This is a genomic window from Pseudomonas sp. FBCC-B35, from assembly GCF_059133755.1.
This window is the reverse complement of sequence record NZ_CP101439.1, coordinates 362,008-384,219: the sequence shown is the minus strand read 5'-3', so window position 1 is coordinate 384,219 and position 22,212 is coordinate 362,008. Positions and strand designations below refer to the sequence as shown.

Genomic DNA, 22,212 nt, shown 5'->3' with positions numbered 1-22,212 from the left:
GTTGCCAGACGCCCGCAGACTGCACAGGCAAGCAAAATCAGACACACCAGCACTATCCAGTTCGACATGGCTTTCCCCTCACCTAAGACCTGCCATCAATCCTTTGGCTAGGAAAGCGCCAGCTTCATACACTCATGGACAGTTTCCGCATGCCTACGCAGGACGTCAGGATCCTTATGGATGAGGTAGACAAAACCCCAGGTCGATAGGAAGTCCTGTGTCGCCTCAATGACTTCGCCTTTCGCCACGAGAAAGGCAAGCTCATGAAATGACTCGAGCTCCTTGACCAACTCAATGCCTTCAATCTCCGTCACCTTGCCGCTCTGTTCAGAAATCAGGCAACAGATACAAAAATGCCTGTTGTAGTGCGGAACTGCCAAGGTGAGTGGCGCATGCCCCAGGTAGATATCGATGTTGAGGTCGTAGCAATTCAACCCGGTGCACAACTCAATCAGTGAAGGTACATTCGCCCCAGGCAGGCGACCGTTCTGTTCAATGATGAAGTGTCCTGACGAGTTGATCTTGAACTCAATATCGTTGATGCCAATGTTGGCCTCGATAGCAGAGTTGACCTCGCATAGGTAGGCAAATGCCTGGCGCGCCTGATCGCTTACGGGCGAAAGGGATCGAATATTGCGATAAACGCTAGGGCAGTCGCCGATTCGGATCTTTTCGTACTCTGCAAAGCAGAGAATCTGTCGCGCCGCCACTCCCAGATTCGCCGTAACGATGAAGTATTCAGGGCCGTCGATATACGCTTCCACCAGTGCATGCCTCTCCTCCTGCCCTCCAGGCTCGTCATCACTTTCGATAGCCGCCAGTGCCCTGTAAATGTCGCCCAAGGACTCACAGACCCTCACATTCTTCGCTCCCGTACCCTGAGTTGGTTTGACCACCACGGGGAACGCAACACCCGGATCATATCCGTTGGCCAATTCATCCATAGTCAGCTTGAACGCAGGTATTACCGGAACGCCTTCGTGTTGCAATCGAAGCTTCATCTCAAACTTATTCATCCGGGCCATACAGGTTTGGACAGGGTTCCCGACCAACCCCAGATGAGCGGCCAAACGGTCACTGATTCGCAATGCCGAATCGGAACCAGGGATGACCGCATGCACCTCCCTTCCTGCCATGCTGGCCTTAGCCTGCTTTAAGCTCTCTACATGCACCACCTCGTCGAAACCATCGACGCCATGCAGCTTATGCAGACGTCCCGGAAATTGCTTGCGAGTAACCAGCGCCAACGCTCGGTATCCCTTGTTGCGAATATTCAGTCCATAACGCCGACCCGAACTGATCGGGTCGATGACGACCACCGTTTGTCGTTGAGCACTCATCCCAGACTCCGCATGGTTTTGTACATGAAGTGGTAATACCGCAGCGCGACGTTGTAGCGAATCATCACGCCCAACGAGAGCTCGCGCACCACATCCTCGCCACCCGTCGCGTAGTGCTCTAACACTGTTCCGTACCAGGCAGCGCTATGTCGCGTATCGATGCTGATATGGGCCTTGTGATAGGCGATCACATCCTTCGGCAAGCCCAAGCGCTCCATCGCCGCAGTGGTGGCACCGAAGCGTACCGGCGCCGACCCCTCCACTAGGCCCATCGCTCCAATAAGGCGCATGTTGTACTCACGGCGTATGGCCCACATAAGCAAGATGTTGCCGTTCATCAAGCATTCGAGAGGAGGTGCCTCAACATTGATTCCCGCATTGACCAACACATCCCGCATGTAGCTAGACGAGGTGCGAAACATCGTGGTATGCACGGCGGCGAAGTCGCCATTACCCATTTCATCCCAATAGTTTTCCGCAGCGATCATCTTGCAACGAATTGGCATACCCAGCTGGGCCAAGGCCATCAGATCGTCGAATGAGCCATCGACCATTTCCTCCATGCAGATGTAGTAAGCGACTTGTTCCACACTGGCCTGAAAGCGTAGGAAGTCTACGAAGAAGCGAATATCTTCATTGATCTTCTTTTCGCACATCAGGTACCACGGAAGAAACGCCTCTCGCGTGGCGGGCAGCTCGCGCCGATCAACCAGACGCTCCTCGGCAACGGTCCACTCATCTTCCAGAAACTCCACGATCTTGCGGGATGACCTCACTGATTGTTGCGCGGCCACAAGCTGTGCCGGATCGCCGAGAAAGCAGCGGTAATAGTCGGCGAGTTGCTGTTGCGTATCACGAGCCAATTGGGTCATGTGCACTTCCTCAGTACAGAACGGTTGGTAACCCACTGGAGCGCAGGTCGAAAGCATGCAGAGACGGACCAACTTCGTACAAGCGTGTGAGACGCCCATGGGCCTCCCGCAGGGTCGGGACATGGCCCTCTTCGACCCACCACAACACCACACGGGGTCGGGAGATGGGGTCGAACCACTCCCCCCCACGGCGCATGAGCGTCTTATGCGGAGTGTTATAGAGAAAGTCCTTGAGCGATTCGACATCTCGCCAAAGCGAGAGCGTGTACAAGTAGCCCTCACCCCACAGTTGATCCAGCAGCGGCTGGTCCTCATCGCTCTCGCGCCAAATGAATCCCGGATGCTGTTCCGCTAGGCGGTTCACATACCCGACAGAGGAATAGAACTCTTCCATTCTGGCGTCCCCCTTGGCGAACTTGGGTTTTACCAAATCGAACTGTGCAAGTTTGCGTGTCATGGTGTCTCCCAGCCTTGGACTTCGATAATGTTCCGATCAGGGTCACGAACATATACAAACGTGCAAACCCCCACTCCCTCGACAGGTTGACTCGCCAATCTTCCTAGCAGCCACCCACCTGCGCTGATTACTTTGGCGCAAGCAGTCTCCAAATCAGAAACTTCAAATGCGATATGGGTAAATCCACATGAATTGGCAAATTTTTCCGGTTCGTCACGGCAGCGGCGATACTGGAAGACTTCCAGTGTCGGACCGCCCTCCTCGTAGCCGGGTAACCGAAGATGAACACCTTCGATCTCCGGCTCGATCAAGCCGGTGCCATCTGCCACCGCCTGCCCTGAAAGTCGACGAACGGGGCCAACTGGAACACAGCCAAAGACATCAATGTAAAATTTTGCTATCTTTTTCCAATCGGAGGCAACCAGGTTTGTGTGGGAATACTTGAACTTGGTCATGCACAGACCCTCACACTCAGTCCCGGAAGACAAACGTCTCATGCTCGACTTTCCGATCCTTGTCTCTCGCTCTTTCCCACGTAGTGTTGAGAATGATACGGCTAACATCTTGGGTCAGTGGTTTGACTCGATGCAGTGTGGTGTCAGCTTTGAGTAGGTAGACATCACCAGTGAGATGGAAGTATGAATCGATCTTGTTTTCCACCAGCAGATTTTCTACGCGGGGGTTCTGCTTATCCCAATTGGTGTGGGGCACACACTCCAGCAAGCCACCAGCCTCGAGTGCCGGTGCATCGACAATCCAGATGATCGTGTAGGGGTAATCTCCCCAATGCCAGCCGTGCGTATCGCCTGACTTGTGCTGGTTGTTGATGATAAAGTTATCCCATTTCCATGGTGTCGGGATGACTTCCTCCTTGACTATATGAGCAATCAAGCTCATCAGGTAACGAGACCGATAGGCACGCGGAATGTATCGCCCATGAGCCTCGATCTTTTCTTGAGGTACATTGCTCAAGTAACGCGGTGTATTACCTGTCGACTCGATTAGAAAATCTCGGCGCTTGGAGAAGTTTGCCAATAAGAACTTTACATCTTCAGCAATACGGTCACGCACACCTGCATCAACCAGATGATTGATCTTCAAATATCCATCCCTGGCAAACCTATGCTGTTCCCAGAAGAAATCTCGACCTGCGAAAGGGTCTGAGTCGAGTATATCCTTGGCTTGTTCCAGATCTTGTTTAACAGCAGCGAGCTCTGACATGTTAACACTCCGTGCTTATCAAGGGATCATGTACTTGCTGACACATTCAAATCCTAACCCCTCGTCCCGCCCAGATATACCCCATATGCAGACCTGCACTCGTTCCTCAAACCATGCAATCTTCTGGCAAGGTATTGCTACTTAATTATTTAATTATCGCGTACTGGCGTTTTGCCCTTAAATATTCGTTAGGGAGTTTTCAACCTGAAAACTTCCTCATCGATTAGATGCCGACCAGCTTTCACGGGCAGGGTTTGCGAAGAGCGTTCGGAGGAGCTGCTCAGTCGTTTTACTTCATGGCTTCGAGCTTGCTGACCTGATTGAGTGGCATCTGTGTGTGGGGTAGGAATACCGCGGCCCCAACCTACGGGTTGCGAAGCCAGGATCCTGGGCTGCCGCTTACCGCATCGAGGTGTTTCGCCATAGGGTGTTTCGCCATACCTGGCACAAAAACCTCGTCACCCATTCTGAACCCCCACCCCTCGAACCGTTCATCCCCCGCGGTTGAAATCCCGTCCTGCACCCCCATATGAGTTTGCAACAGGCATTTTCGCCCCGCTGCGTGGAGACTCTCCCTTGACCACCATCGTTTCAGTCCGCCGCAATGGCAAAGTCGTCATGGGCGGCGACGGCCAGGTATCCCTCGGCAACACCGTGATGAAAGGCAACGCCAAGAAAGTGCGTCGCCTGTACCACGGTCAGGTCATCGCGGGCTTTGCCGGCGCCACTGCCGATGCCTTCACCCTGTTCGAACGCTTCGAAGGCCAACTGGAGAAACACCAGGGCCACCTGATCCGCGCGGCCGTGGAACTGGCCAAGGAATGGCGTACCGACCGCTCCCTGAGCCGCCTCGAAGCCATGCTGGCGGTGGCCAACAAGGATGCCTCGCTGATCATCACCGGCAACGGTGACGTGGTCGAGCCCGAAGACGGCCTGATCGCCATGGGTTCCGGCGGCGCCTACGCCCAGGCCGCAGCCCGTGCACTGCTGAACAAGACCGACCTCTCGGCCCGCGAAATCGCCGAGACCGCGCTGAACATCGCCGGTGACATCTGCGTGTTCACCAACCACAACCTGACCATCGAGGAGCAGGACCTGGCCGAGTGATCAGCTGCTTTGGCGCCCCGTCTCGGTGACGGGGCTTTTCCACGCTGAATCATTCGTACGAGGACCCTATTGATCATGTCCATGACCCCCCGCGAGATCGTCCACGAGCTCAACCGTCACATCATCGGCCAGGACGACGCCAAGCGCGCCGTGGCCATCGCCCTGCGCAACCGCTGGCGCCGTATGCAGCTCCCTGCCGAGCTGCGCGCCGAAGTGACGCCCAAGAACATCCTGATGATCGGCCCCACCGGCGTGGGCAAGACCGAGATCGCCCGGCGCCTGGCCAAGCTGGCCAATGCCCCGTTCCTCAAGGTCGAAGCCACCAAGTTCACTGAAGTGGGCTATGTGGGCCGCGATGTGGAATCCATCATCCGCGACCTGGCCGACGCTGCTCTGAAGATGCTGCGTGAGCAGGAAATCATCCGTGTGCGCCACCGCGCCGAGGATGCCGCCGAAGAGCGCATCCTCGACGCCCTGCTGCCACCGGCACGGGCCAGCAGCTTCAGCGAGGAAGCCGCCCAGACCAGTTCCGATTCCAATACCCGCCAGCTGTTCCGCAAGCGCCTGCGCGAAGGCCAGCTGGACGACAAGGAAATCGAAATCGAGGTGGCCGATGCCGTGGGCGTCGAAATCGCCGCGCCCCCTGGCATGGAAGAAATGACCAACCAGTTGCAGAGCCTGTTCGCCAATATGGGCAAGGGCAAACGCAAGTCGCGCAAGCTGAAGGTTCGCGAAGCGCTGAAAATGGTGCGCGACGAAGAAGCCGGTCGCCTGGTCAATGAAGAAGAGCTCAAGGCCAAGGCGCTGGAAGCGGTCGAACAGCACGGCATCGTGTTCATCGATGAGATCGACAAGGTCGCCAAGCGCGGCAATGTCGGCGGCGCCGATGTCTCCCGTGAGGGTGTACAGCGCGACCTGCTGCCGCTGATCGAAGGCTGCACGGTCAACACCAAGCTGGGCATGGTCAAGACCGACCACATCCTGTTCATCGCCTCGGGCGCGTTCCACTTGAGCAAGCCGAGCGACCTGGTGCCTGAGCTGCAAGGTCGTCTGCCGATCCGCGTGGAACTCAAGGCCCTGACCCCGGAAGACTTCCAGCGCATCCTGCGCGAGCCGCATGCCTCGCTGACCGAACAGTACCAGGCACTCCTCAAGACCGAAGGGCTGAACATCGAGTTCGTCGAGGATGGCATCAAGCGTTTGGCCGAAATCGCCTACCAGGTCAACGAGAAAACCGAGAACATCGGTGCCCGTCGCCTGCACACCTTGCTTGAGCGCCTGCTCGAAGAGGTGTCGTTCAGCGCCGGCGACCTGGCCAGTGCCCATGACGAAGCGCCGATCCAGATCGACGCAGCCTATGTGAACAGCCACCTGGGCGAGCTGGCCCAGAACGAAGACCTGTCCCGCTACATCCTGTAACGGGCCCGCGCCAGGCTGCAAGCGCCCCGTGCGACGCTTGCAGCCTGGCGAAACAGGTTTTTTGCTCAAGAAGCTGGCGAGCATTTCGTGCAGCGGGTAGCGTGCGGTGTGTAACTCAAACAGAGATCACGCCCATGGCTCGCATGCCTACCGCCATCAACCTGCACAAAGCCTCCAAGACCCTGCGCCTCACCTATGGGCCCGATGAGGTCTACCACCTGCCCGCCGAATTCCTGCGCGTGCACTCCCCCTCGGCCGAAGTCCAGGGGCACGGCAACCCCATCCTGCAGTTTGGCAAGGTCAACGTCGGCCTCGTCGGGCTGGAACCGGCTGGGCAATACGCCCTGAAACTCACCTTCGACGATGGCCATGACAGTGGTCTGTTCACCTGGGAATACCTGGAACAGTTGTGTCTGCGTCAGGACGTCTTGTGGGCCGAATACCTTGAGGCACTGCACAAGGCCGGCAAGACGCGAGACCCTTCGGAATCCGTGGTCAAGCTGATGCTTTAACTGTTCTCCTGGCTAACGCCTTCGCCCGCCATGCCGACCCAACTGACAGTGAAAGGAACATACGACAGCGCCAGGTTGCTTCGCGCCTGAAACTCGGGTAACCAATAGAGGTGGCCATTTACCAGCATGGCGCGGCAGGCGCCTGATCGCCCGTAGCAGTGCAGGACGTGGTCACGGATTACCCGAGTAGCGGTATCGGGGACACGTCGGTGCACCCCTCGGCAGCCGGTACTCGTCTCAGACAACGGAGCGTCGCGGATGAGTAACAAAAACAATGAAGATCAGCAGCAGGCCCCGCAACGCGCCGCGGGCCTGAACCCGATGGTCGGCGTTCAACGCAAGGACCTGTTGGGCACGGCCCAGACCGTGCTGCGCCAGGCCGTACGCCAGCCCTTGCACAGTGCCAAGCACGCGCTTGCCTTCGGGCTCGAACTGAAGAATGTGGTGCTGGGCAAATCGAGCCTCGCCCCTGCCAGCGATGACCGCCGCTTCAGCGACCCGACCTGGTCACAGAACCCGCTTTACCGACGCTACCTGCAAGGCTACCTGGCATGGCGTAACGAACTCCAGGCGTGGATCAGCAGCAGTGACCTGCCCCCTGAGGACATCAGCCGTGGGCAGTTCGTCATCCAGCTCATGACCGAAGCATTGGCGCCTACCAACAACCTGTCCAATCCTGCCGCACTCAAGCGTTTCTTCGAGACCGGCGGCAAAAGCGTGCTTGATGGCCTGTCGAACCTGGCCAGGGATGTGGTCCACAACGGCGGCATGCCCCGCCAGGTGAACATGGATGCTTTCGAGGTGGGCAAGGACCTGGGCAGCAGTCGCGGCGCGGTCGTGTACCGTAACGAGGTGCTGGAATTGATCCAGTACAGCCCCCTCACCGAGCAGGTGCATGAACGGCCATTACTGGTGGTGCCCCCACAGATCAACAAGTTCTACATCTTTGATCTGTGCCCGCAAAAAAGCCTGATGCGCTTCTGCCTGGACGCCCGCCAACAGACCTTCATGGTCAGCTGGCGCAACCCGACCAGGGCGCAGCGCGATTGGGACTTGTCCACCTATGTGCGAGCACTGGGCGAGGCAGTGGACGCCGTGCTGAGCATCACCGGCAGTGCGACCCTGAACATGCTCGGTGCATGCTCAGGGGGCATCACCTGCACCGCGCTGCTGGGCCACCTTGCGGCGCGCCATGAAACCAAGGTCAATGCCTTGACCTTGCTGGTCAGCGTGCTGGACGCCACGCTCGACAACGCGCTGGCGTTGTTCGTCGACGACCAGGCGCTGGATGCGGCCAAGCGTCAATCCCAGCAGGCGGGGGTGCTCGAGGGCAGCGATCTGGCCCGGCTGTTTGCCTGGATGCGTCCCAACGACCTGATCTGGAACTACTGGGTCAACAATTACCTGCTCGGCAACGAGCCGCCAGCGTTCGACATCCTGTACTGGAACAACGACACCACGCGCTTGCCCGCCGCATTCCATGCCGACCTGATCGAGATGTACAGGGGCAATCCGCTCACCCGTCCCGGTGGCATCACCGTTTGCGGTACCGCCATCGACCTCAAGCAGGTCAAGTGCGATCTCTTCAGCGTGGCGGGCAATGCCGACCATATTACGCCCTGGCAGGCTTGCTACCGCTCGGCGCGACTGTTCGGCGGCAAGGTCGAGTTCGTGCTCTCCAACAGCGGGCACATCCAGAGCATCATCAACCCGCCAGGCAACCCGAAGGCGCGCTTTCAGGCCGGCGGTGGCCAGCATGACGATCCGCTGGCGTGGCAAGAGGACGCCGTCAGGCATGTCGATTCATGGTGGCTGCACTGGCAGGGCTGGCTGGTCGAGCGGGCCGGGGCATTGATCGAGGCGCCGGGCCACCTGGGGTGCCCCAGTCATCCTGCAGCCGAGTCTGCGCCAGGCCGCTACGTGCACCAGCGTTGAACCCCTGCGCCGTGGCCACCTGCGCGGTGCCAAGGCGTCTACCTGCTCCAGGAGCCATGCGCATGCCGTCACCCTACGTGTTCAAAACGGTCGAGCTCGATGGCCTGTCCATCCGTACCGTCGTGCGGCCAGGTCAGTCGACCCTGGCGCCCTTGCTGATCTTCAACGGCATCGGGGCCAACTTCGAGCTGATATTTCCGTTCATCGAGGCGCTGGACCCCGACCTGCAGGTCATCGCCTTCGATGCCCCGGGTGTGGGCGGTTCATCCACGCCGCAGCGGCCCTATCGGTTTTCAGGGCTTGCCCGGCTCGCCGCTCGGCTGCTCGACGCGCTAAATTACGGCCAGGTCAACGTCATCGGTGTGTCGTGGGGAGGTGGGCTGGCTCAGCAATTCGCCCATGACTACCCGCAGCGCTGCCGAAAACTCATCCTGGCCGCCACGGCGGCAGGGGCGGTGATGGTGCCTGGCAAGCCCAAGGTGCTGTGGAGCATGGCCAGCCCCCGCCGGTACGTAGACCCGGCGCATGTCATGCGCATCGCGCCGCTGGTGTATGGCGGCGGGTTTCGCCGGGATCCGCACCTGGCGCTAAAGCACGCGGCCACGGCACGCTCGGCTGGCAAGCTGGGTTATTACTGGCAACTGTTCGCAGCAGTTGGCTGGACCAGCATCCACTGGCTGCACAAGCTCCGCCAGCCCACCCTGGTGCTGGCCGGGGATGACGATCCGTTGATTCCGCTGGTGAACATGCGTCTGCTGGCCTGGCGTATTCCCAACGCGCAGTTGCACATCATCGATGATGGTCATCTGTTTCTGATCACCCGGCCGCACGCCATCGCGCCGGTCATCATGAAATTTCTTGCCGAGCCCACCTGAAACGCCCCGTTCGCCATCACCCGGCGAACCGGGCCGAATGGCCGGTGTCCAGATTCAGGCAAGCGCCTTGTCCAGCGCCCGTTCGATTTCGCCCTTGATGGTGCCGCTCATCATCGACATCATCATGCCGAGCTTGAGATCGACACGGATGCTGTCCTGGCCGATGTGGACGCTGCCGTTCGCACCGCTGCGTGCCACATCGACGCGGTCGCCATCCCATGAGGCCTTGAGGTCATACTCGCGGCTGAGGCGATCCACCAGCGCCTGGGCCTTGGCACGGGCGGCGTCGCGCCCAAGGGTGTGTTTGCGTTCGACGCTGATCTGGGTCATGCGGGTGTTCCTGAACATGTAGACATAATCGACATTATGCCCGCCCCCGCCTGGCGGTACACCCCGCCAAGACAAATCCGCTCGTTCGCCCTAGAATGGCGTCAATTAATTTCGGTGAAGCGATATGAACGACCAGCGCAAAGGCGACCACGCCGAACCCACGACCCATTTTGGCTACCAGGACGTGCCTGAGAGCCAGAAGGCGCGCAAAGTCGCCGAAGTGTTCCACTCGGTGGCGGCCAAATACGACCTGATGAACGACGTGCTGTCCGGCGGCATGCACCGCCTGTGGAAGCGCTTCACCATCGAGCTGTCGGGCGTTCGCAGCGGCAACCGTGTGCTCGACATCGCCGGCGGCACGGGCGACCTGGCAGCCAAGTTCGCGCGCCTGGTGGGCCCGACCGGGCACGTGGTGCTGGCCGACATCAACGAGTCCATGCTCAAGGTCGGCCGCGACCGCCTGCTGGACCGTGGCGTGGCCGGCAACATCGAGTTCGTCCAGGCCGACGCTGAGAAGCTGCCGTTTCCGGACAACCATTTCGATTGCGTGACCATCGCCTTCGGCCTGCGCAACGTCACCCACAAGGAAGACGCCATTCGTTCCATGCTGCGCGTGCTCAAGCCGGGCGGCCGCCTGCTGGTGCTGGAGTTCTCCAAGCCGACCAACAAGCTGATGTCCAAGGCCTACGACGCCTATTCGTTCGCCTTCATGCCCCTGGCCGGCAAGCTCATCACCAACGACTCCGAGAGCTACCGCTACCTGGCCGAATCGATCCGCATGCACCCTGACCAGGAAACCCTCAAGGCCATGATGGTGCAAGCCGGGTTCGACCGGGTGACCTACCACAACATGACCAGCGGCATCGTGGCCGTGCACCGGGGGATCAAGCCCTGATGCTCATGGCCGGTCTGCTCGCCAGCGCCGAACATGGCCTGAACCGCGTCCTGCGCATGGACAGCACGGCATTGCCAAGGCTGGCGGCGCTGGAAGGCAAGGTCATCGAGATCGACTGCCGCCAACCGGCCATGCAGGTCTTCATCCTGCCCGACGAACAGGGCCTGATGCTGGCCAGTGCCTGGGAAGGCGAGGTCGACTGTCGGCTGCGTGCACCGGCAGCGAGCCTGGCACACCTGGCGTTATCGCGGGACAAGACAGCAGTCCTGCACAGCCCACAGGTGCAATTGCATGGCGACACCGCGGCCCTGCTCGATCTGTTCGGCATTCTCCAGGACCTCGAGCTGGACTGGGAGCATGAGCTGCAGAAGTGGCTGGGCCCGGTGCCCACGTCCCTGATCGCAGGGCACATTCGCCTGCGCACCCGCTGGACCCGCCAAGGCCTGGCGCGCTTGAGCCAGAGCCTGTCCGAGTACCTGGCGGAAGAATCGCGTACGCTGGTAGGCAAGCGCGAAGCCGAGGCCGCCTTCAGCGAACTCGATGCCATGAAGGTCGATACAGAACGCCTCGAGGCGCGCATCCTGCGCCTTTCCCGATCCCTTGATTCCAGCGATAACGCATGAAGCTGCTCGCCTTCCGCCGCCTTTTCCGCATCCAGCGCGTCGTCATCCGCTACCGGCTCGATGACCTGCTGTTCGACTACCCTCTGCCCTGGTGGTTGATGAGCCTGCGCCTGCTGTTGCCGTGGCGCTGGCTGCCGCGTCGGGCCTCCGAGCTGAGCCGCGGTGCGCGGTTGCGCATGGCGCTGCAGGACCTGGGGCCTATCTTCATCAAGTTCGGCCAGCTGCTGTCTACCCGGCGCGACTTGCTGCCCACCGATATTGCCGACGAACTGATGCTGCTGCAGGACCGCGTACCGCCGTTCGATCCGCAGAAGGCCGTGGCGCTGATCGAAGCCCAGCTTGGGGCCAAGGTGAGTGAGGTGTTCAGCCGCTTCGACGTGGAGCCCCTGGCCTCCGCATCGGTGGCGCAAGTGCACGCTGCACGCCTGAAAAGCGGTGAAGAAGTGGTGGTCAAGGTGGTCCGACCGGGGCTCAAGCCGATCATCGCTGCCGACATCGCCTGGCTGTTCCTGATCGCCAAGGGCGCCGAACGCATCTCTGCCGATGCACGCCGCCTGCACCCGGTGGACGTTGTCGGCGATTACGAAAAAACCATCTACGACGAACTCGACCTGCTTCGCGAGGCGGCCAATGCCAGCCAGCTGCGGCGCAATTTCGAGGATTCCGAGCTGATGTACGTGCCCCAGGTCTACTGGGACTGGTGCCGGCAGAAAGTGCTGGTGATGGAGCGTATCTATGGCGTACCGGTGACCGACATGGCCACCCTCGCCGATCAGCGCACCGACATGAAGATGCTGGCCGAACGCGGCGTCGAAGTGTTCTTCATGCAGGTGTTTCGCGACAGCTTCTTCCACGCCGACATGCACCCGGGCAACATCTTCGTGAGCACGGTCAAGCCGTGGAGCCCCAAATACATTGCCATCGACTGCGGCATCGTCGGCAGCCTTACCGATGAAGACCAGGATTACCTCGCGCGCAACCTGATTGCCTTCTTCAAGCGCGACTATCGCCGCGTCGCCCAGCTGCACATCGACTCGGGCTGGGTGCCGGCCAATACCAAGGTCAATGAGTTCGAAGCGGCCATTCGCACCGTGTGCGAGCCGATCTTCGAAAAACCCCTCAAGGACATTTCCTTCGGCCAGGTGCTGATGCGCCTGTTCCAGACCGCGCGCCGCTTCAACATGGAAGTGCAACCTCAACTGGTGCTGCTGCAGAAGACCCTGCTCAACATCGAAGGCCTGGGGCGTCAGCTGTACCCCGAGCTGGACCTGTGGAGCACGGCCAAGCCTTATCTTGAGCGCTGGATGCGTCAGCGCATGAGCCCCAAGGCGTTGCTGGGCAACCTGCACAGCCAGGCTGAGCAGTTGCCTCACCTGGCCAACATGACCCGGGACTTGCTCGAACGCCTGTCGCAACCGCACCTGCACGACCCCAAGATGCCCGAGCGCCGACATGGCGATCATTGGGCCCTGCGCCTGCTCGGTGCCGGCTTGCTGGGCGGGGGCGTGATCCTGGGCGGTGTCGCCCTGCAGGCCGGTAGCCTGGCGGCAGCCACTGCGTGGCCGGCCTGGTTGATGCTGGCCGCAGGCCTTTACCTGATCGTGCGCCAATAGCCAGCCGCGCCCGTGGCTGGCACACTAGCGCAAAAGGCCCGCGACGCAGACGGGCCCGTTTTGGAGTCGACGATGAAAGACTGGCTGGACGAGATCAAGTGGAACAGCGATGGCCTGGTGCCTGCCATCGCCCAGGACCACAAGACCGGACGCGTGCTGATGATGGCGTGGATGAACTGTGAAGCACTGGCGTTGACCGCTGCTGAGCAACGCGCCATCTATTGGTCGCGCTCGCGTGGCAAACTGTGGCGCAAGGGCGAAGAGTCGGGCCATGTGCAAAAGCTTCACGAAATGCGCCTGGACTGCGACGCCGACGTGATCATCCTCATGGTCGAACAGGTGGGCCACATTGCCTGCCATACCGGCCGGGAAAGCTGCTTCTACCGCGTCTATTCGAATGGCCAATGGGCCACCGTCGACCCGGTTCTGAAAGACCCGCACGCCATCTACGACGCAGGACACTGACATGAGTGACACCCTCAACCGGCTGGCCGCCGTGCTCGAAGAACGCAAGCAGGCAGCGCCGGACAGCTCCTATGTGGCCAGTCTGTACCACAAGGGCCTCAACAAGATTCTGGAAAAGCTCGGCGAAGAGTCGGTCGAAACCATCATTGCCGCCAAGGATGCTGCGCTTAGCAAGGACTGCAGCGACGTCATCTATGAGACGGCCGACCTGTGGTTTCACAGCCTGGTGATGCTCAGCGCCCTGGGTCAGCACCCGCAGGCCGTGCTCGATGAACTCGACCGGCGCTTCGGGTTGTCGGGCCATGACGAAAAAGCCGCCCGCCAGCCTTCGGCCTGATGTATGTTCAGGGCTGACGCCCGGTGACCTTCACACAATTTTCGGGAGTACGAAATGGGTATCTTTGACTGGAAACACTGGATCGTCCTGCTGGTCGTGGTCGTGCTGGTGTTCGGCACCAAGAAGCTGAAGAACCTGGGCAGCGACCTGGGCGAATCGATCAAGGGCTTTCGCAAGGCCATGAACGAAGAGGAAACCAAGCCAGCTGAACCTACCCCTCCTCCGGCCCAGCCCGTACCCCCTGTGCAACCGGTGCACACCACCGCCCAAGCCAGCCAGGGCCACACCATCGAAGGCCAGGCCCAACCGGTCCAAGAGCCGCAGCGGAAAGACTGACTTATGTTCGGCATCAGTTTCAGCGAGCTGCTGCTCGTCGGCCTCGTCGCCCTGCTGGTGCTCGGCCCCGAGCGCCTGCCGGGCGCCGCCCGCACGGCAGGCTTGTGGATCGGTCGGCTCAAACGCAGCTTCAACAGCATCAAGATGGAAGTCGAGCGTGAAATCGGCGCCGATGACATCCGCCGCCAGCTGCACAACGAGCACATCATGCACATGGAAGAGCAGGCCAAGCGCATCCTCAACCCCAATGCGCCGCCTGCCCAGCCTCCGGTGACCACGGCAACCGTGCAGCCGCCTGCCGGCCTGCCAGCCACATCAGCCGAAACCGATGCCACTGCGCACCCTACTCCCGTACCGCCCGAGCCGCCGCGAGCCCCATGAGCGAGAATCCGGAACACGACCAGCCCATGCCGCTGGTTTCGCACTTGACCGAACTGCGCACCCGCTTGCTGCGTTGCGTTGCCGTCATCTTCCTGATCTTTGCCGGGCTGTTTTCCTTCGCCCAGCAGATCTACACCCTGGTCTCGGCGCCGCTGCGTGATCATCTGCCCGCCAATGCGACCATGATTGCCACCGACGTGGCCTCGCCCTTCCTGACGCCGTTCAAGCTGACCATGATCGTTTCGCTGTTCCTGGCGATCCCCTTCATTCTGCAGCAGATCTGGGGTTTCATCGCGCCGGGCCTGTACCGCCATGAAAAGCGCATCGCCATACCGCTGCTGATGTCGAGCATCGTGCTGTTCTACGCCGGCATGGCCTTTGCCTATTTCCTGGTCTTCCCGTTGATCTTCGGCTTCTTCGCCAGCGCAACGCCCGAGGGCGTCTCGATGATGACCGACATCGCCAGCTACCTGGACTTCGTGATGACGCTGTTCTTCGCCTTCGGCGTGGCCTTCGAGATTCCGGTGGCCGTGGTGCTGTTGGTCTGGATTGGCGTGGTCGATGTGAAGTACCTGAAGAAGATCCGCCCCTACGTGATCATTGGCTGCTTCGTGGTCGGCATGGTGCTGACGCCTCCGGACATCTTCTCCCAGACCCTGTTGGCCGTCCCCATGTGGCTGCTGTTCGAGGTCGGCGTGCTGTGCGGCAGCCTGATTAGCAAGCGTGGCAGCGACGAACAGCCTGCCGATGATCAAGACCAACCACCCGCGACGCAGTCGTGAACCTGCTGCTGCTGGAGGAGGCCGATTTCATCGCGGCCGACCGCGTCGTATTGGCTGATCGGCGCTTCGTCCATATGCAGGATGTGCACGGGGTCGCCGTCGGCGACACCCTGCGCGTAGGCCGCATCAACGGCCTGATGGGCCTGGCGACGGTGCAGCGCCTGGAGCGTCATGAAGCCGAGCTTCACGTCAGCTTCGACCAGGCGCCACCGGCCAAGCTGCCGTTGACCCTGGTGCTGGCGGTGCCACGGCCCAAGATGCTGCGCAGGCTGTTCCAGACCGTCGCCACCCTTGGGGTGCCTCGCCTGATCCTGCTCAACAGCTACAAGGTGGAAAAGAGCTTCTGGCAGACCCCCTTCCTTCAGCCCGACGTCATCCGTGAAAACCTGATATTGGGGCTGGAGCAGGCACGTGACACGGTGCTGCCGGAAGTCATCATCGAAAAACGCTTCAAGCCGTTCGTCGAGGACCGTCTGCCCGCCATCGCTGAAGGCACCCTTGGGCTGGTTGGTCACCCAGGTGATTATCCTGCCTGCCCTCGCGCTGTAGAACAGCCAGTCACCTTGGCCATTGGCCCGGAAGGCGGGTGGATCCCCTACGAGGTCGATCTGCTGGGCAAGGCGGGTTTGGCCCCGGTGCAGCTAGGTGCGCGCATCCTGCGTGTGGAAACGGCCGTCACGGCCTTGCTCTCACGCATATTCTGACGACCTGGTCAGCTTTTCCCCATCAAGTTTCCGCTTCCCTGGCCGATGGCATTGGCAACAACAACGAATCGTGCTGCCAAGCCGCCAGGGAGTTTCTATGAATCGATGGTTAGCCCAGCTTTTGGGCAACGTGAGTGTAACCCGCAAACTGGCGCTGGGCTTTGGCCTGGTACTGCTGCTGACGCTGATCATCACCCTGACCGGTTGGCACGGCATGAACAGCATCACAGCCAGGGGTGACAAGCTGGGCAACATCTCGGTCATCCAGCAGTACGCCCAGGAGCTGCGCATTGCACGTCAGCATTATGAGCGCCAGCGCGACGACGCCTCGATCGGTGAGATGGAGAAGGCGCTTGGCACTCTGGATCGTCAGGTTCAGCTGATGCTCGGCCAGATCGACGAACCCGCCGATCACCAGCGACTCGAACAGCAGCGCGATGCAGTAGCGGCCTACCAGCAGGCCTTCGCGCAGCTCAAGCAGGCGAATGTGCGACGCGAGGCCAGCCGCGGCGTGCTGGGGGACAGCGCGGACAAGGCAGTCGAACTGGTAGGGCGCGTTCAGCAGCGCCTGCTTCAAGCGGGCGATATCACCCAGTACCAATATGCCGTCACCGTCAACAGCCTGCTCCAGCAAGCGCGATTCCAGGTGCGTGGTTACACCTACAGCGGTAATGCCGATTATCAGCAGACCGCACTCAAGGCCATCGACCAGGCGCTGGACGAGTTGCGAGGGCTGCCCGCCAAGCTGCCTGCCGAATTCGCCGCCGGCCTGACCGACGCCAGTACCGCCATGGGCGGCTACCGCGACGCCGTGATGCAGTTCGGCGAAGCGCAGAGCGCCAGCGCCCAGGCGTTGCAGCAAATGGCCGATCAAGGCGTGACCTTGATGCAGACCAGCCAGGCCATGACCACATCGCAGACCCAGGTGCGTGACACCGCCGCTGCCCAGGCAAAAGCGTTGCTGGGGTTGGCCACTGGCCTGGCCGTCTTGCTGGGCCTGCTGGCGGCCTGGGTGATCACCCGTCAGATCATCCTGCCGCTGCGCGAGGCGCTGCGTGGAGCTGAACGGGTGGCCAACGGCGACCTCACCCTGCATGAACCTTCGTTGCGTAGAGACGAGCTTGGCCAGTTGCAGGCCAGCATGCAGCGCATGACCCAAGGCCTGCGCGAGCTGATTGGCGGCATCGGCGATGGTGTAACCCAGATTGCCAGTGCCGCCGAAGAGCTCTCGGCGGTGACCGAGCAGACCAGCGCAGGCGTTACCAACCAGAAAGTCGAGACAGACCAGGTTGCCACGGCGATGAACCAGATGACAGCGACCGTTCACGACGTGGCACGCAACGCCGAGCAGGCCTCGGAAGCAGCCGTCATGGCCGACCAGCAGGCCCGTGAGGGCGATCGTGTGGTCAGCGAAGCGGTGGCGCAGATTGAGCGGCTGGCCAGCGAGGTGGCCAACTCCAGCGAGGCCATGAGCCAGCTCAAGGGTGAAAGCGACAAGATCGGCAGCGTACTGGATGTGATTAAGTCGGTGGCCCAGCAGACCAACCTGCTGGCGCTCAACGCGGCGATCGAAGCGGCCCGTGCAGGCGAAGCCGGGCGCGGGTTTGCAGTGGTGGCTGACGAGGTGCGCAGCCTGGCACAACGCACACAGCAATCCACCGAGGAGATCGAGGAACTGATCGCCGGTTTGCAAAGCGGCACACAGCGCGCAGCGAGCGTGATGGACAGCAGCCGGCAACTCACCGACAGCACCGTCGAACTGACCCGCCGTGCAGGTAGTTCGCTGGAAAACATCACCCGCACCGTCTCCTCCATCCAGGCGATGAACCAGCAGATCGCCACGGCAGCCGAGGAGCAGACGGCGGTGGCCGAAGAGATCAACCGCAGCGTGATCAACGTACGGGACATTTCCGACCAGACCTCGGCGGCCAGCGAACAGACTGCCAGCTCCAGTGTGGAGCTGGCACGCCTAGGCACTCATTTGCAGGGTTTGGTGAGGCGTTTCAAGCTCTGACGGGCAGGCCTGTCGACACGACCAATGACAGTGCCGGTCAATCGGCGCATTCAGACTGAGGCTGCCACGCAGCCTCTTTGAAAGACGTGCGGTTGCGCTCGAAAGGCTTATGTAACCGTAAAAGATCTGACCATATGGTCCGAATTTTCCTACGCGGGTTTCAGGTCAAGTCCTACAGGTCCTCCGCCGATGGGCAGGGATGGCTTGCACGCATTGCGCGTGCTCTTCATTCCTTCCACTTGCACGGAGAATCCCCATGCTCGGTTACCTCAACCGCAAGCTCGGCAACATCAGCGTCGCCGCCAAGTTGGCCCTCGGTTTCGCCGTGGTCCTGCTGCTCACGCTGGTCACCACGATCAGTGGCTGGCGCGCCCTGGACGGCGCCATCGTTCGTTCGCAGCAACTGAGTGAAATTGGCGAAATCAATGACCTGACCAAGGACCTGCGCGCTGAGCGCATCACGTACCGTGTGCTCGACGATGAGCAGAGCAAGACTCGGATCGGCCGCATCCTCGAGCAATTGAGCAACATGCTGACTACGCTGCAGCAGCGCAGCAATGTCGAAGAGTCACGGCAGATGCTGACCGAAAAACTGGGTTTGCTGCAGCAATTGCGCGATGATTTTGCCGAACTGCAGCGCACTGCCAACAGCCGCACCACCTTGCGCCAGGCCCTGCTCGTTCAGGGGCAGAAACTCAGCACGGCCATCGATGAACTTGAAACCCAGGCCCTGTTGAAGATGCCTGCCGATGGGCAGCAGACCAACGTGCTGGGCATGATGGACACACTGAGCCGGCATGTGGAGAGCGCCAACCAGCAAAGCCTGGTACCGGCCTACACCTTCTCCCCTGTCGAAGACTTCGCCAAAGTCGGTGAAAGCGCCTTGGAGGCCGCAAGTACCAGCCTGGCTCAACTGGTCAAGGGCCTGGCGCCTCTCGGGCTGCCGCGCACGGTGATCGAGCAACCAGGCACCGAATTGGCTCGATACCGCGCGACCCTGGACCAGTACCGCCAGGTCGCCGTCAAGGCCGAGCAACTGCAAAACACGATGGAGCGCCGCGGCGACGAGTTGCGCTCGGTGAGCCTGGAGCTTGGCAAGCGCAAAGTCGAACAACGCGACAGGGAAGCACTGGCCGCCCGCTCGCTGTTGACCACCGTGGCGCTGCTGGCGCTAGTGGTCGGTGTGATCGCCGGGTGGCTGATCACATTGCAGATCACCCAACCGCTGCGCCAGACCCTGGATGTGGCGGCACGTATCGCCAAAGGGGACCTGAGCCAGGTCGAACCGGTGCAGCGCCGCGACGAGATGGGCAAGCTCCAGGCCAGCATGCGTGAGATGACGATAAGTTTGCGCGAACTGATCGGCGGCATCGACCACGGTGTCGGGCAACTCTCGCAAGCCGCGTCGCAACTGGCCTCCAGCAGCGAAGACACCAAGGTGCGCATCAGCCAGCAGCGAGAAGAAACCGACCAGGTTGCCACTGCCATGAACCAGATGAGCGCCACGGTCCAGGAGGTGGCGCAGAACGCAGAGCAGGCATCGATGGCCGCCACCAATGCCGACCAACAGGCGCAGGTGGGCGATCAGGTGGTGACCGAAGCGATTGGCCGCATTGAACAGTTGTCCGGGCAGATGGACCATTGCCTGGCAGCCATGCAGCATCTGGCCGGCGAGAGTCAGCGCATCGGCAGTATTCTGGACGTGATCAAGTCGGTCTCCGAACAGACCAACCTGCTGGCACTCAACGCCGCGATCGAGGCGGCGCGGGCGGGTGAAGCCGGGCGGGGCTTCGCGGTAGTGGCCGATGAAGTGCGCGGCCTGGCCCAGCGCACCTCCACCGCCACCGAAGAAATCGGTCAACTGATCGACAGCCTGCACAACGGCACCGACGAAGTCACGCGCTTGCTGGACAGCAGCAAGAACCTCACAGAGCAAAGCGTGGAGTTGAGCCGCAGGGCAGGCGATGCGCTGAGCCAGATCACAGGGACGGTCTCGAGCATCCAAGGCATGAACCAGCAGATTGCCACGGCCAGCGAACAGCAGAGCGTGGTGGCCGAACAGATCAATCGCAGCGTGCTGAATGTGCGTGATGCGTCCGATCAGACCAGTGCAGCCAGCGAACAGACTGCAGCATCGAGTGGTGAGCTGGAGCAGTTGGGGCAGCAACTGCGGGGGATGGTAAGGCGGTTCAACATCTGAGCGCTTGGTTTGGGAGCCCTGTAGCGCACAATCCGAAGGCTACCCACTGCGCGAGGGTAGCCTTCACTTTCAGAGCACTTGCCGCAAAAACGCCTGCGCACGTGGGTCTTTCGGTGCGGCAAAGAATTCCGCGGGCGGCGAGTCTTCCAGCAGCTTGCCATGGTCGAAGAACAGCACGCGGTCGGCCACTTCTCGTGCAAAGCCCATTTCATGGGTGACGCAGACCATGGTCATGCCTTCCAGGGCCAGGGTCTTCATCACATCCAGCACCTCCCCTACCATTTCCGGGTCCAGCGCCGAGGTGGGCTCGTCGAACAGCATCACTTTCGGGTCCATGGCCAACGCGCGGGCAATCGCGACCCGTTGCTGCTGACCGCCCGACAACCGTGACGGATACTCGTTGGCTTTCTCCGCGATCCCCACCTTTTGCAACAAGGCCCGAGCCTTGGCCTCGCGGTCGGCCTTGCTGCGCTTGCGCACCACCTTCTGCGCCAGGCACAGGTTTTCCAGCACGGTCATGTGCGGGAACAGGTTGAAATGCTGGAACACCATGCCGACTTCGCGGCGATAGGCGTTGATGTCGGTCTTGGGGTGCGCCAGATCCAGGCCGGCGATGGCCACATGGCCCTCATCGAAATGCTCCAGGCCGTTGAGGCAACGCAAGAAGGTCGACTTGCCAGAGCCCGAAGGGCCGAGGACCACGACCACTTCGCCTTTTGCCACGTGCGTGGTGACGTTGTCGACCGCCCGTACCACATGGCCACGGGTGTCGAATACCTTGAGCAGGTCACGGACTTCAATCACTTTGCGCAAGCCTCCGCTCGAGCCGGCTGGCAATGTGCGACAGCGGCAGGTTGATCAGCAGGTACAAACCTGCCACGCAGAACCAGATCTCGAAGGTCGAGAACGAGGTGGTGATGGCTTCACGTCCGCTTTTCGTCAGTTCGGTAATGGCGATCACCGACACCAGCGACGTGTCCTTGACCAGGCTGATGAACTGACCGGCCAGCGGCGGCAGTACACGCTTGAATGCCTGGGGCAGTATCACGTGACGCATCGACTGGCCGGCATTGAGGCCCAGCGAGCGCGCCGCTTCGTTCTGCCCCTTGGCGATGGACTGCACGCCAGCACGCACGATTTCGGCCACATAGGCGCCTGTGAACAGCGCCAGGGCGGCGACACCGGCGAACTCCCGGGACAGGTTCAGGACCGTGCCGATGAAGAAGTAGAAGATGAAGATCTGAACCAGCAACGGCGTACCGCGCACCAGTTCGACATACACGGTCGACAGGTCATGCAGCGTCGGGTTGGTCGACAACCGGCACAGGCCGGCCACCAGCCCGATCACCAGCCCCAGCGCACCGGACACCACCGAAATCCACAGGGTGGTCCACAACCCCCAGGCCAGTGGACCTGCGGCCCAGTGCCGGGTCACGCCAATCTGGTCCCCTTCGGCCACATCGTCGCCGCGGCTCAGTTGCAGGCTGTCCTTGGCCACGTCCAGGACCTGAAGCTCCCCGCTTTCATCCTTCAGGGTGACGCGGGCTTCATCACCGGAGATGACGATTTCCTGCACGGTGCCATAGTCGGTCGCGCGCTGTACGTCTTCGGCTTGGTAAGCGAAATACTGAGGGACGCGGTTCCAGCGCCACTCGTAGGAAATCATCGAGGTCGCCATGTACAGGCTGACGGCCAGGCCTACCAGGACCAGTGCAGTCAGCCCATGCCAGGGCCACTGGGCCTTCTTGTGTTTGATCACTTTGGATACTCCGGAAAACGGCAGGCCGCAAGCCG

Annotated in this window: 24 protein-coding genes and 2 pseudogenes; 18 read left to right on the top strand and 8 right to left on the bottom strand. The window is 60.9% G+C overall.

Features of this window, described 5'->3' with window-relative positions; translation table 11 throughout:
- Window positions 1-107: 107 nt before the first annotated feature.
- From NMB38_RS01645 to NMB38_RS01625, 5 genes are read right to left on the bottom strand one after another with little or no spacing between them, the layout of a single operon-like run.
- Window positions 108-1,340, bottom strand: a complete 1,233-nt coding sequence (locus NMB38_RS01645; protein ID WP_125922203.1) for an ATP-grasp domain-containing protein — start codon at window positions 1,338-1,340, stop codon at window positions 108-110.
- Window positions 1,337-2,212, bottom strand: a complete 876-nt coding sequence (locus NMB38_RS01640; RefSeq protein WP_042139517.1) for an iron-containing redox enzyme family protein — start codon at window positions 2,210-2,212, stop codon at window positions 1,337-1,339. The genes NMB38_RS01645 and NMB38_RS01640 overlap by 4 nt, the downstream gene beginning before the upstream one ends.
- 10 nt (window positions 2,213-2,222) lie before the next feature.
- Window positions 2,223-2,669: a DUF3291 domain-containing protein gene (locus NMB38_RS01635; RefSeq protein WP_028687258.1), complete on the bottom strand. Its 447-nt coding sequence runs from the start codon at window positions 2,667-2,669 to the stop codon at window positions 2,223-2,225.
- The gene (locus tag NMB38_RS01630; protein WP_081783947.1) at window positions 2,666-3,124 is read right to left on the bottom strand and encodes a VOC family protein; all 459 of its coding nucleotides are present in this window, start codon (window positions 3,122-3,124) and stop codon (window positions 2,666-2,668) included. The genes NMB38_RS01635 and NMB38_RS01630 overlap by 4 nt, the downstream gene beginning before the upstream one ends.
- Window positions 3,125-3,140: 16 nt before the next feature.
- Entirely contained in the window at window positions 3,141-3,890 is a 750-nt protein-coding gene (locus NMB38_RS01625) for a HalD/BesD family halogenase (protein WP_028687259.1), read from the bottom strand.
- A gap of 576 nt (window positions 3,891-4,466) precedes the next feature.
- Here NMB38_RS01625 and hslV point away from each other — a divergent pair.
- From hslV to phaZ, 5 genes are all read left to right on the top strand, one after another.
- Window positions 4,467-4,997 carry an ATP-dependent protease subunit HslV gene (gene hslV, locus NMB38_RS01620; protein ID WP_023533032.1) on the top strand — a complete coding sequence of 177 codons (531 nt, stop codon included), beginning with the start codon at window positions 4,467-4,469 and terminating at the stop codon, window positions 4,995-4,997.
- A gap of 75 nt (window positions 4,998-5,072) precedes the next feature.
- Window positions 5,073-6,416, top strand: coding sequence for an ATP-dependent protease ATPase subunit HslU (gene hslU / locus NMB38_RS01615; RefSeq protein ID WP_023533050.1), 1,344 nt, complete (start codon window positions 5,073-5,075; stop codon window positions 6,414-6,416).
- A 134-nt stretch (window positions 6,417-6,550) separates the two neighbouring features.
- Window positions 6,551-6,928: a gamma-butyrobetaine hydroxylase family protein gene (locus tag NMB38_RS01610; RefSeq protein WP_023532890.1), complete on the top strand. Its 378-nt coding sequence runs from the start codon at window positions 6,551-6,553 to the stop codon at window positions 6,926-6,928.
- A gap of 258 nt (window positions 6,929-7,186) precedes the next feature.
- Complete coding sequence (phaC, locus tag NMB38_RS01605) at window positions 7,187-8,863, top strand: class II poly(R)-hydroxyalkanoic acid synthase (RefSeq protein WP_027914042.1); 1,677 nt, start codon at window positions 7,187-7,189, stop codon at window positions 8,861-8,863.
- 62 nt (window positions 8,864-8,925) lie between these two features.
- On the top strand, window positions 8,926-9,738 hold the full coding sequence (gene phaZ, locus NMB38_RS01600) for a poly(3-hydroxyalkanoate) depolymerase (protein ID WP_042139516.1): 813 nt from the start codon (window positions 8,926-8,928) through the stop codon (window positions 9,736-9,738).
- Between the two features lie 54 nt (window positions 9,739-9,792).
- On the opposite strand, the gene NMB38_RS01595 is transcribed toward phaZ, so the two are convergent.
- A complete protein-coding gene (locus tag NMB38_RS01595) occupies window positions 9,793-10,068 on the bottom strand; it encodes a polyhydroxyalkanoic acid system family protein (protein WP_023533042.1) in 276 nt (91 codons plus the stop codon).
- A 124-nt stretch (window positions 10,069-10,192) separates the two neighbouring features.
- Here NMB38_RS01595 and ubiE point away from each other — a divergent pair, with 124 nt between their 5' ends.
- From ubiE to NMB38_RS01530, 13 genes and pseudogenes are all read left to right on the top strand, one after another.
- Entirely contained in the window at window positions 10,193-10,963 is a 771-nt protein-coding gene (ubiE, locus tag NMB38_RS01590; RefSeq protein ID WP_027914043.1) for a bifunctional demethylmenaquinone methyltransferase/2-methoxy-6-polyprenyl-1,4-benzoquinol methylase UbiE, read from the top strand.
- Window positions 10,963-11,586, top strand: a complete 624-nt coding sequence (locus tag NMB38_RS01585; RefSeq protein ID WP_027914044.1) for a ubiquinone biosynthesis accessory factor UbiJ — start codon at window positions 10,963-10,965, stop codon at window positions 11,584-11,586. The genes ubiE and NMB38_RS01585 overlap by 1 nt, the downstream gene beginning before the upstream one ends.
- Window positions 11,583-13,199: a ubiquinone biosynthesis regulatory protein kinase UbiB gene (ubiB, locus tag NMB38_RS01580; RefSeq protein ID WP_236166051.1), complete on the top strand. Its 1,617-nt coding sequence runs from the start codon at window positions 11,583-11,585 to the stop codon at window positions 13,197-13,199. Before NMB38_RS01585 ends, ubiB begins: the two co-directional genes overlap by 4 nt.
- A gap of 72 nt (window positions 13,200-13,271) precedes the next feature.
- The gene (gene hisI, locus NMB38_RS01575; RefSeq protein WP_345956509.1) at window positions 13,272-13,664 is read left to right on the top strand and encodes a phosphoribosyl-AMP cyclohydrolase; all 393 of its coding nucleotides are present in this window, start codon (window positions 13,272-13,274) and stop codon (window positions 13,662-13,664) included.
- A 1-nt stretch (window position 13,665) separates the two neighbouring features.
- Window positions 13,666-14,001, top strand: a complete 336-nt coding sequence (locus NMB38_RS01570; RefSeq protein ID WP_023532983.1) for a phosphoribosyl-ATP diphosphatase — start codon at window positions 13,666-13,668, stop codon at window positions 13,999-14,001.
- A gap of 54 nt (window positions 14,002-14,055) precedes the next feature.
- Window positions 14,056-14,337, top strand: coding sequence for a twin-arginine translocase TatA/TatE family subunit (locus NMB38_RS01565; RefSeq protein ID WP_027914046.1), 282 nt, complete (start codon window positions 14,056-14,058; stop codon window positions 14,335-14,337).
- Window positions 14,338-14,340: 3 nt separating this feature from the next.
- A complete protein-coding gene (gene tatB / locus NMB38_RS01560; protein WP_027914047.1) occupies window positions 14,341-14,718 on the top strand; it encodes a Sec-independent protein translocase protein TatB in 378 nt (125 codons plus the stop codon).
- On the top strand, window positions 14,715-15,500 hold the full coding sequence (gene tatC / locus NMB38_RS01555) for a twin-arginine translocase subunit TatC (RefSeq protein ID WP_345956508.1): 786 nt from the start codon (window positions 14,715-14,717) through the stop codon (window positions 15,498-15,500). Before tatB ends, tatC begins: the two co-directional genes overlap by 4 nt.
- Window positions 15,497-16,204, top strand: a complete 708-nt coding sequence (locus NMB38_RS01550) for a 16S rRNA (uracil(1498)-N(3))-methyltransferase (RefSeq protein ID WP_028687261.1) — start codon at window positions 15,497-15,499, stop codon at window positions 16,202-16,204. Before tatC ends, NMB38_RS01550 begins: the two co-directional genes overlap by 4 nt.
- 97 nt (window positions 16,205-16,301) lie before the next feature.
- Window positions 16,302-17,315 (top strand): annotated as a pseudogene (locus NMB38_RS01545) (methyl-accepting chemotaxis protein); the annotation flags it as partial.
- Between the two features lie 30 nt (window positions 17,316-17,345).
- Window positions 17,346-18,218, top strand: a complete 873-nt coding sequence (locus NMB38_RS01540; protein WP_371920202.1) for a methyl-accepting chemotaxis protein — start codon at window positions 17,346-17,348, stop codon at window positions 18,216-18,218.
- Between the two features lie 199 nt (window positions 18,219-18,417).
- Window positions 18,418-19,515: pseudogene (locus NMB38_RS01535) on the top strand (methyl-accepting chemotaxis protein); the annotation flags it as partial.
- A 9-nt stretch (window positions 19,516-19,524) separates the two neighbouring features.
- Window positions 19,525-20,418 (top strand): methyl-accepting chemotaxis protein, encoded by an 894-nt coding sequence (locus NMB38_RS01530; protein WP_371923610.1) that lies wholly within the window; start codon window positions 19,525-19,527, stop codon window positions 20,416-20,418.
- A gap of 69 nt (window positions 20,419-20,487) precedes the next feature.
- On the opposite strand, the gene NMB38_RS01525 is transcribed toward NMB38_RS01530, so the two are convergent.
- Both NMB38_RS01525 and NMB38_RS01520 read right to left on the bottom strand, forming a co-directional pair.
- Window positions 20,488-21,222 (bottom strand): amino acid ABC transporter ATP-binding protein, encoded by a 735-nt coding sequence (locus tag NMB38_RS01525; RefSeq protein ID WP_027914052.1) that lies wholly within the window; start codon window positions 21,220-21,222, stop codon window positions 20,488-20,490.
- Window positions 21,215-22,177: an amino acid ABC transporter permease gene (locus tag NMB38_RS01520; RefSeq protein ID WP_027914053.1), complete on the bottom strand. Its 963-nt coding sequence runs from the start codon at window positions 22,175-22,177 to the stop codon at window positions 21,215-21,217. The genes NMB38_RS01525 and NMB38_RS01520 overlap by 8 nt, the downstream gene beginning before the upstream one ends.
- Window positions 22,178-22,212 lie beyond the last annotated feature (35 nt).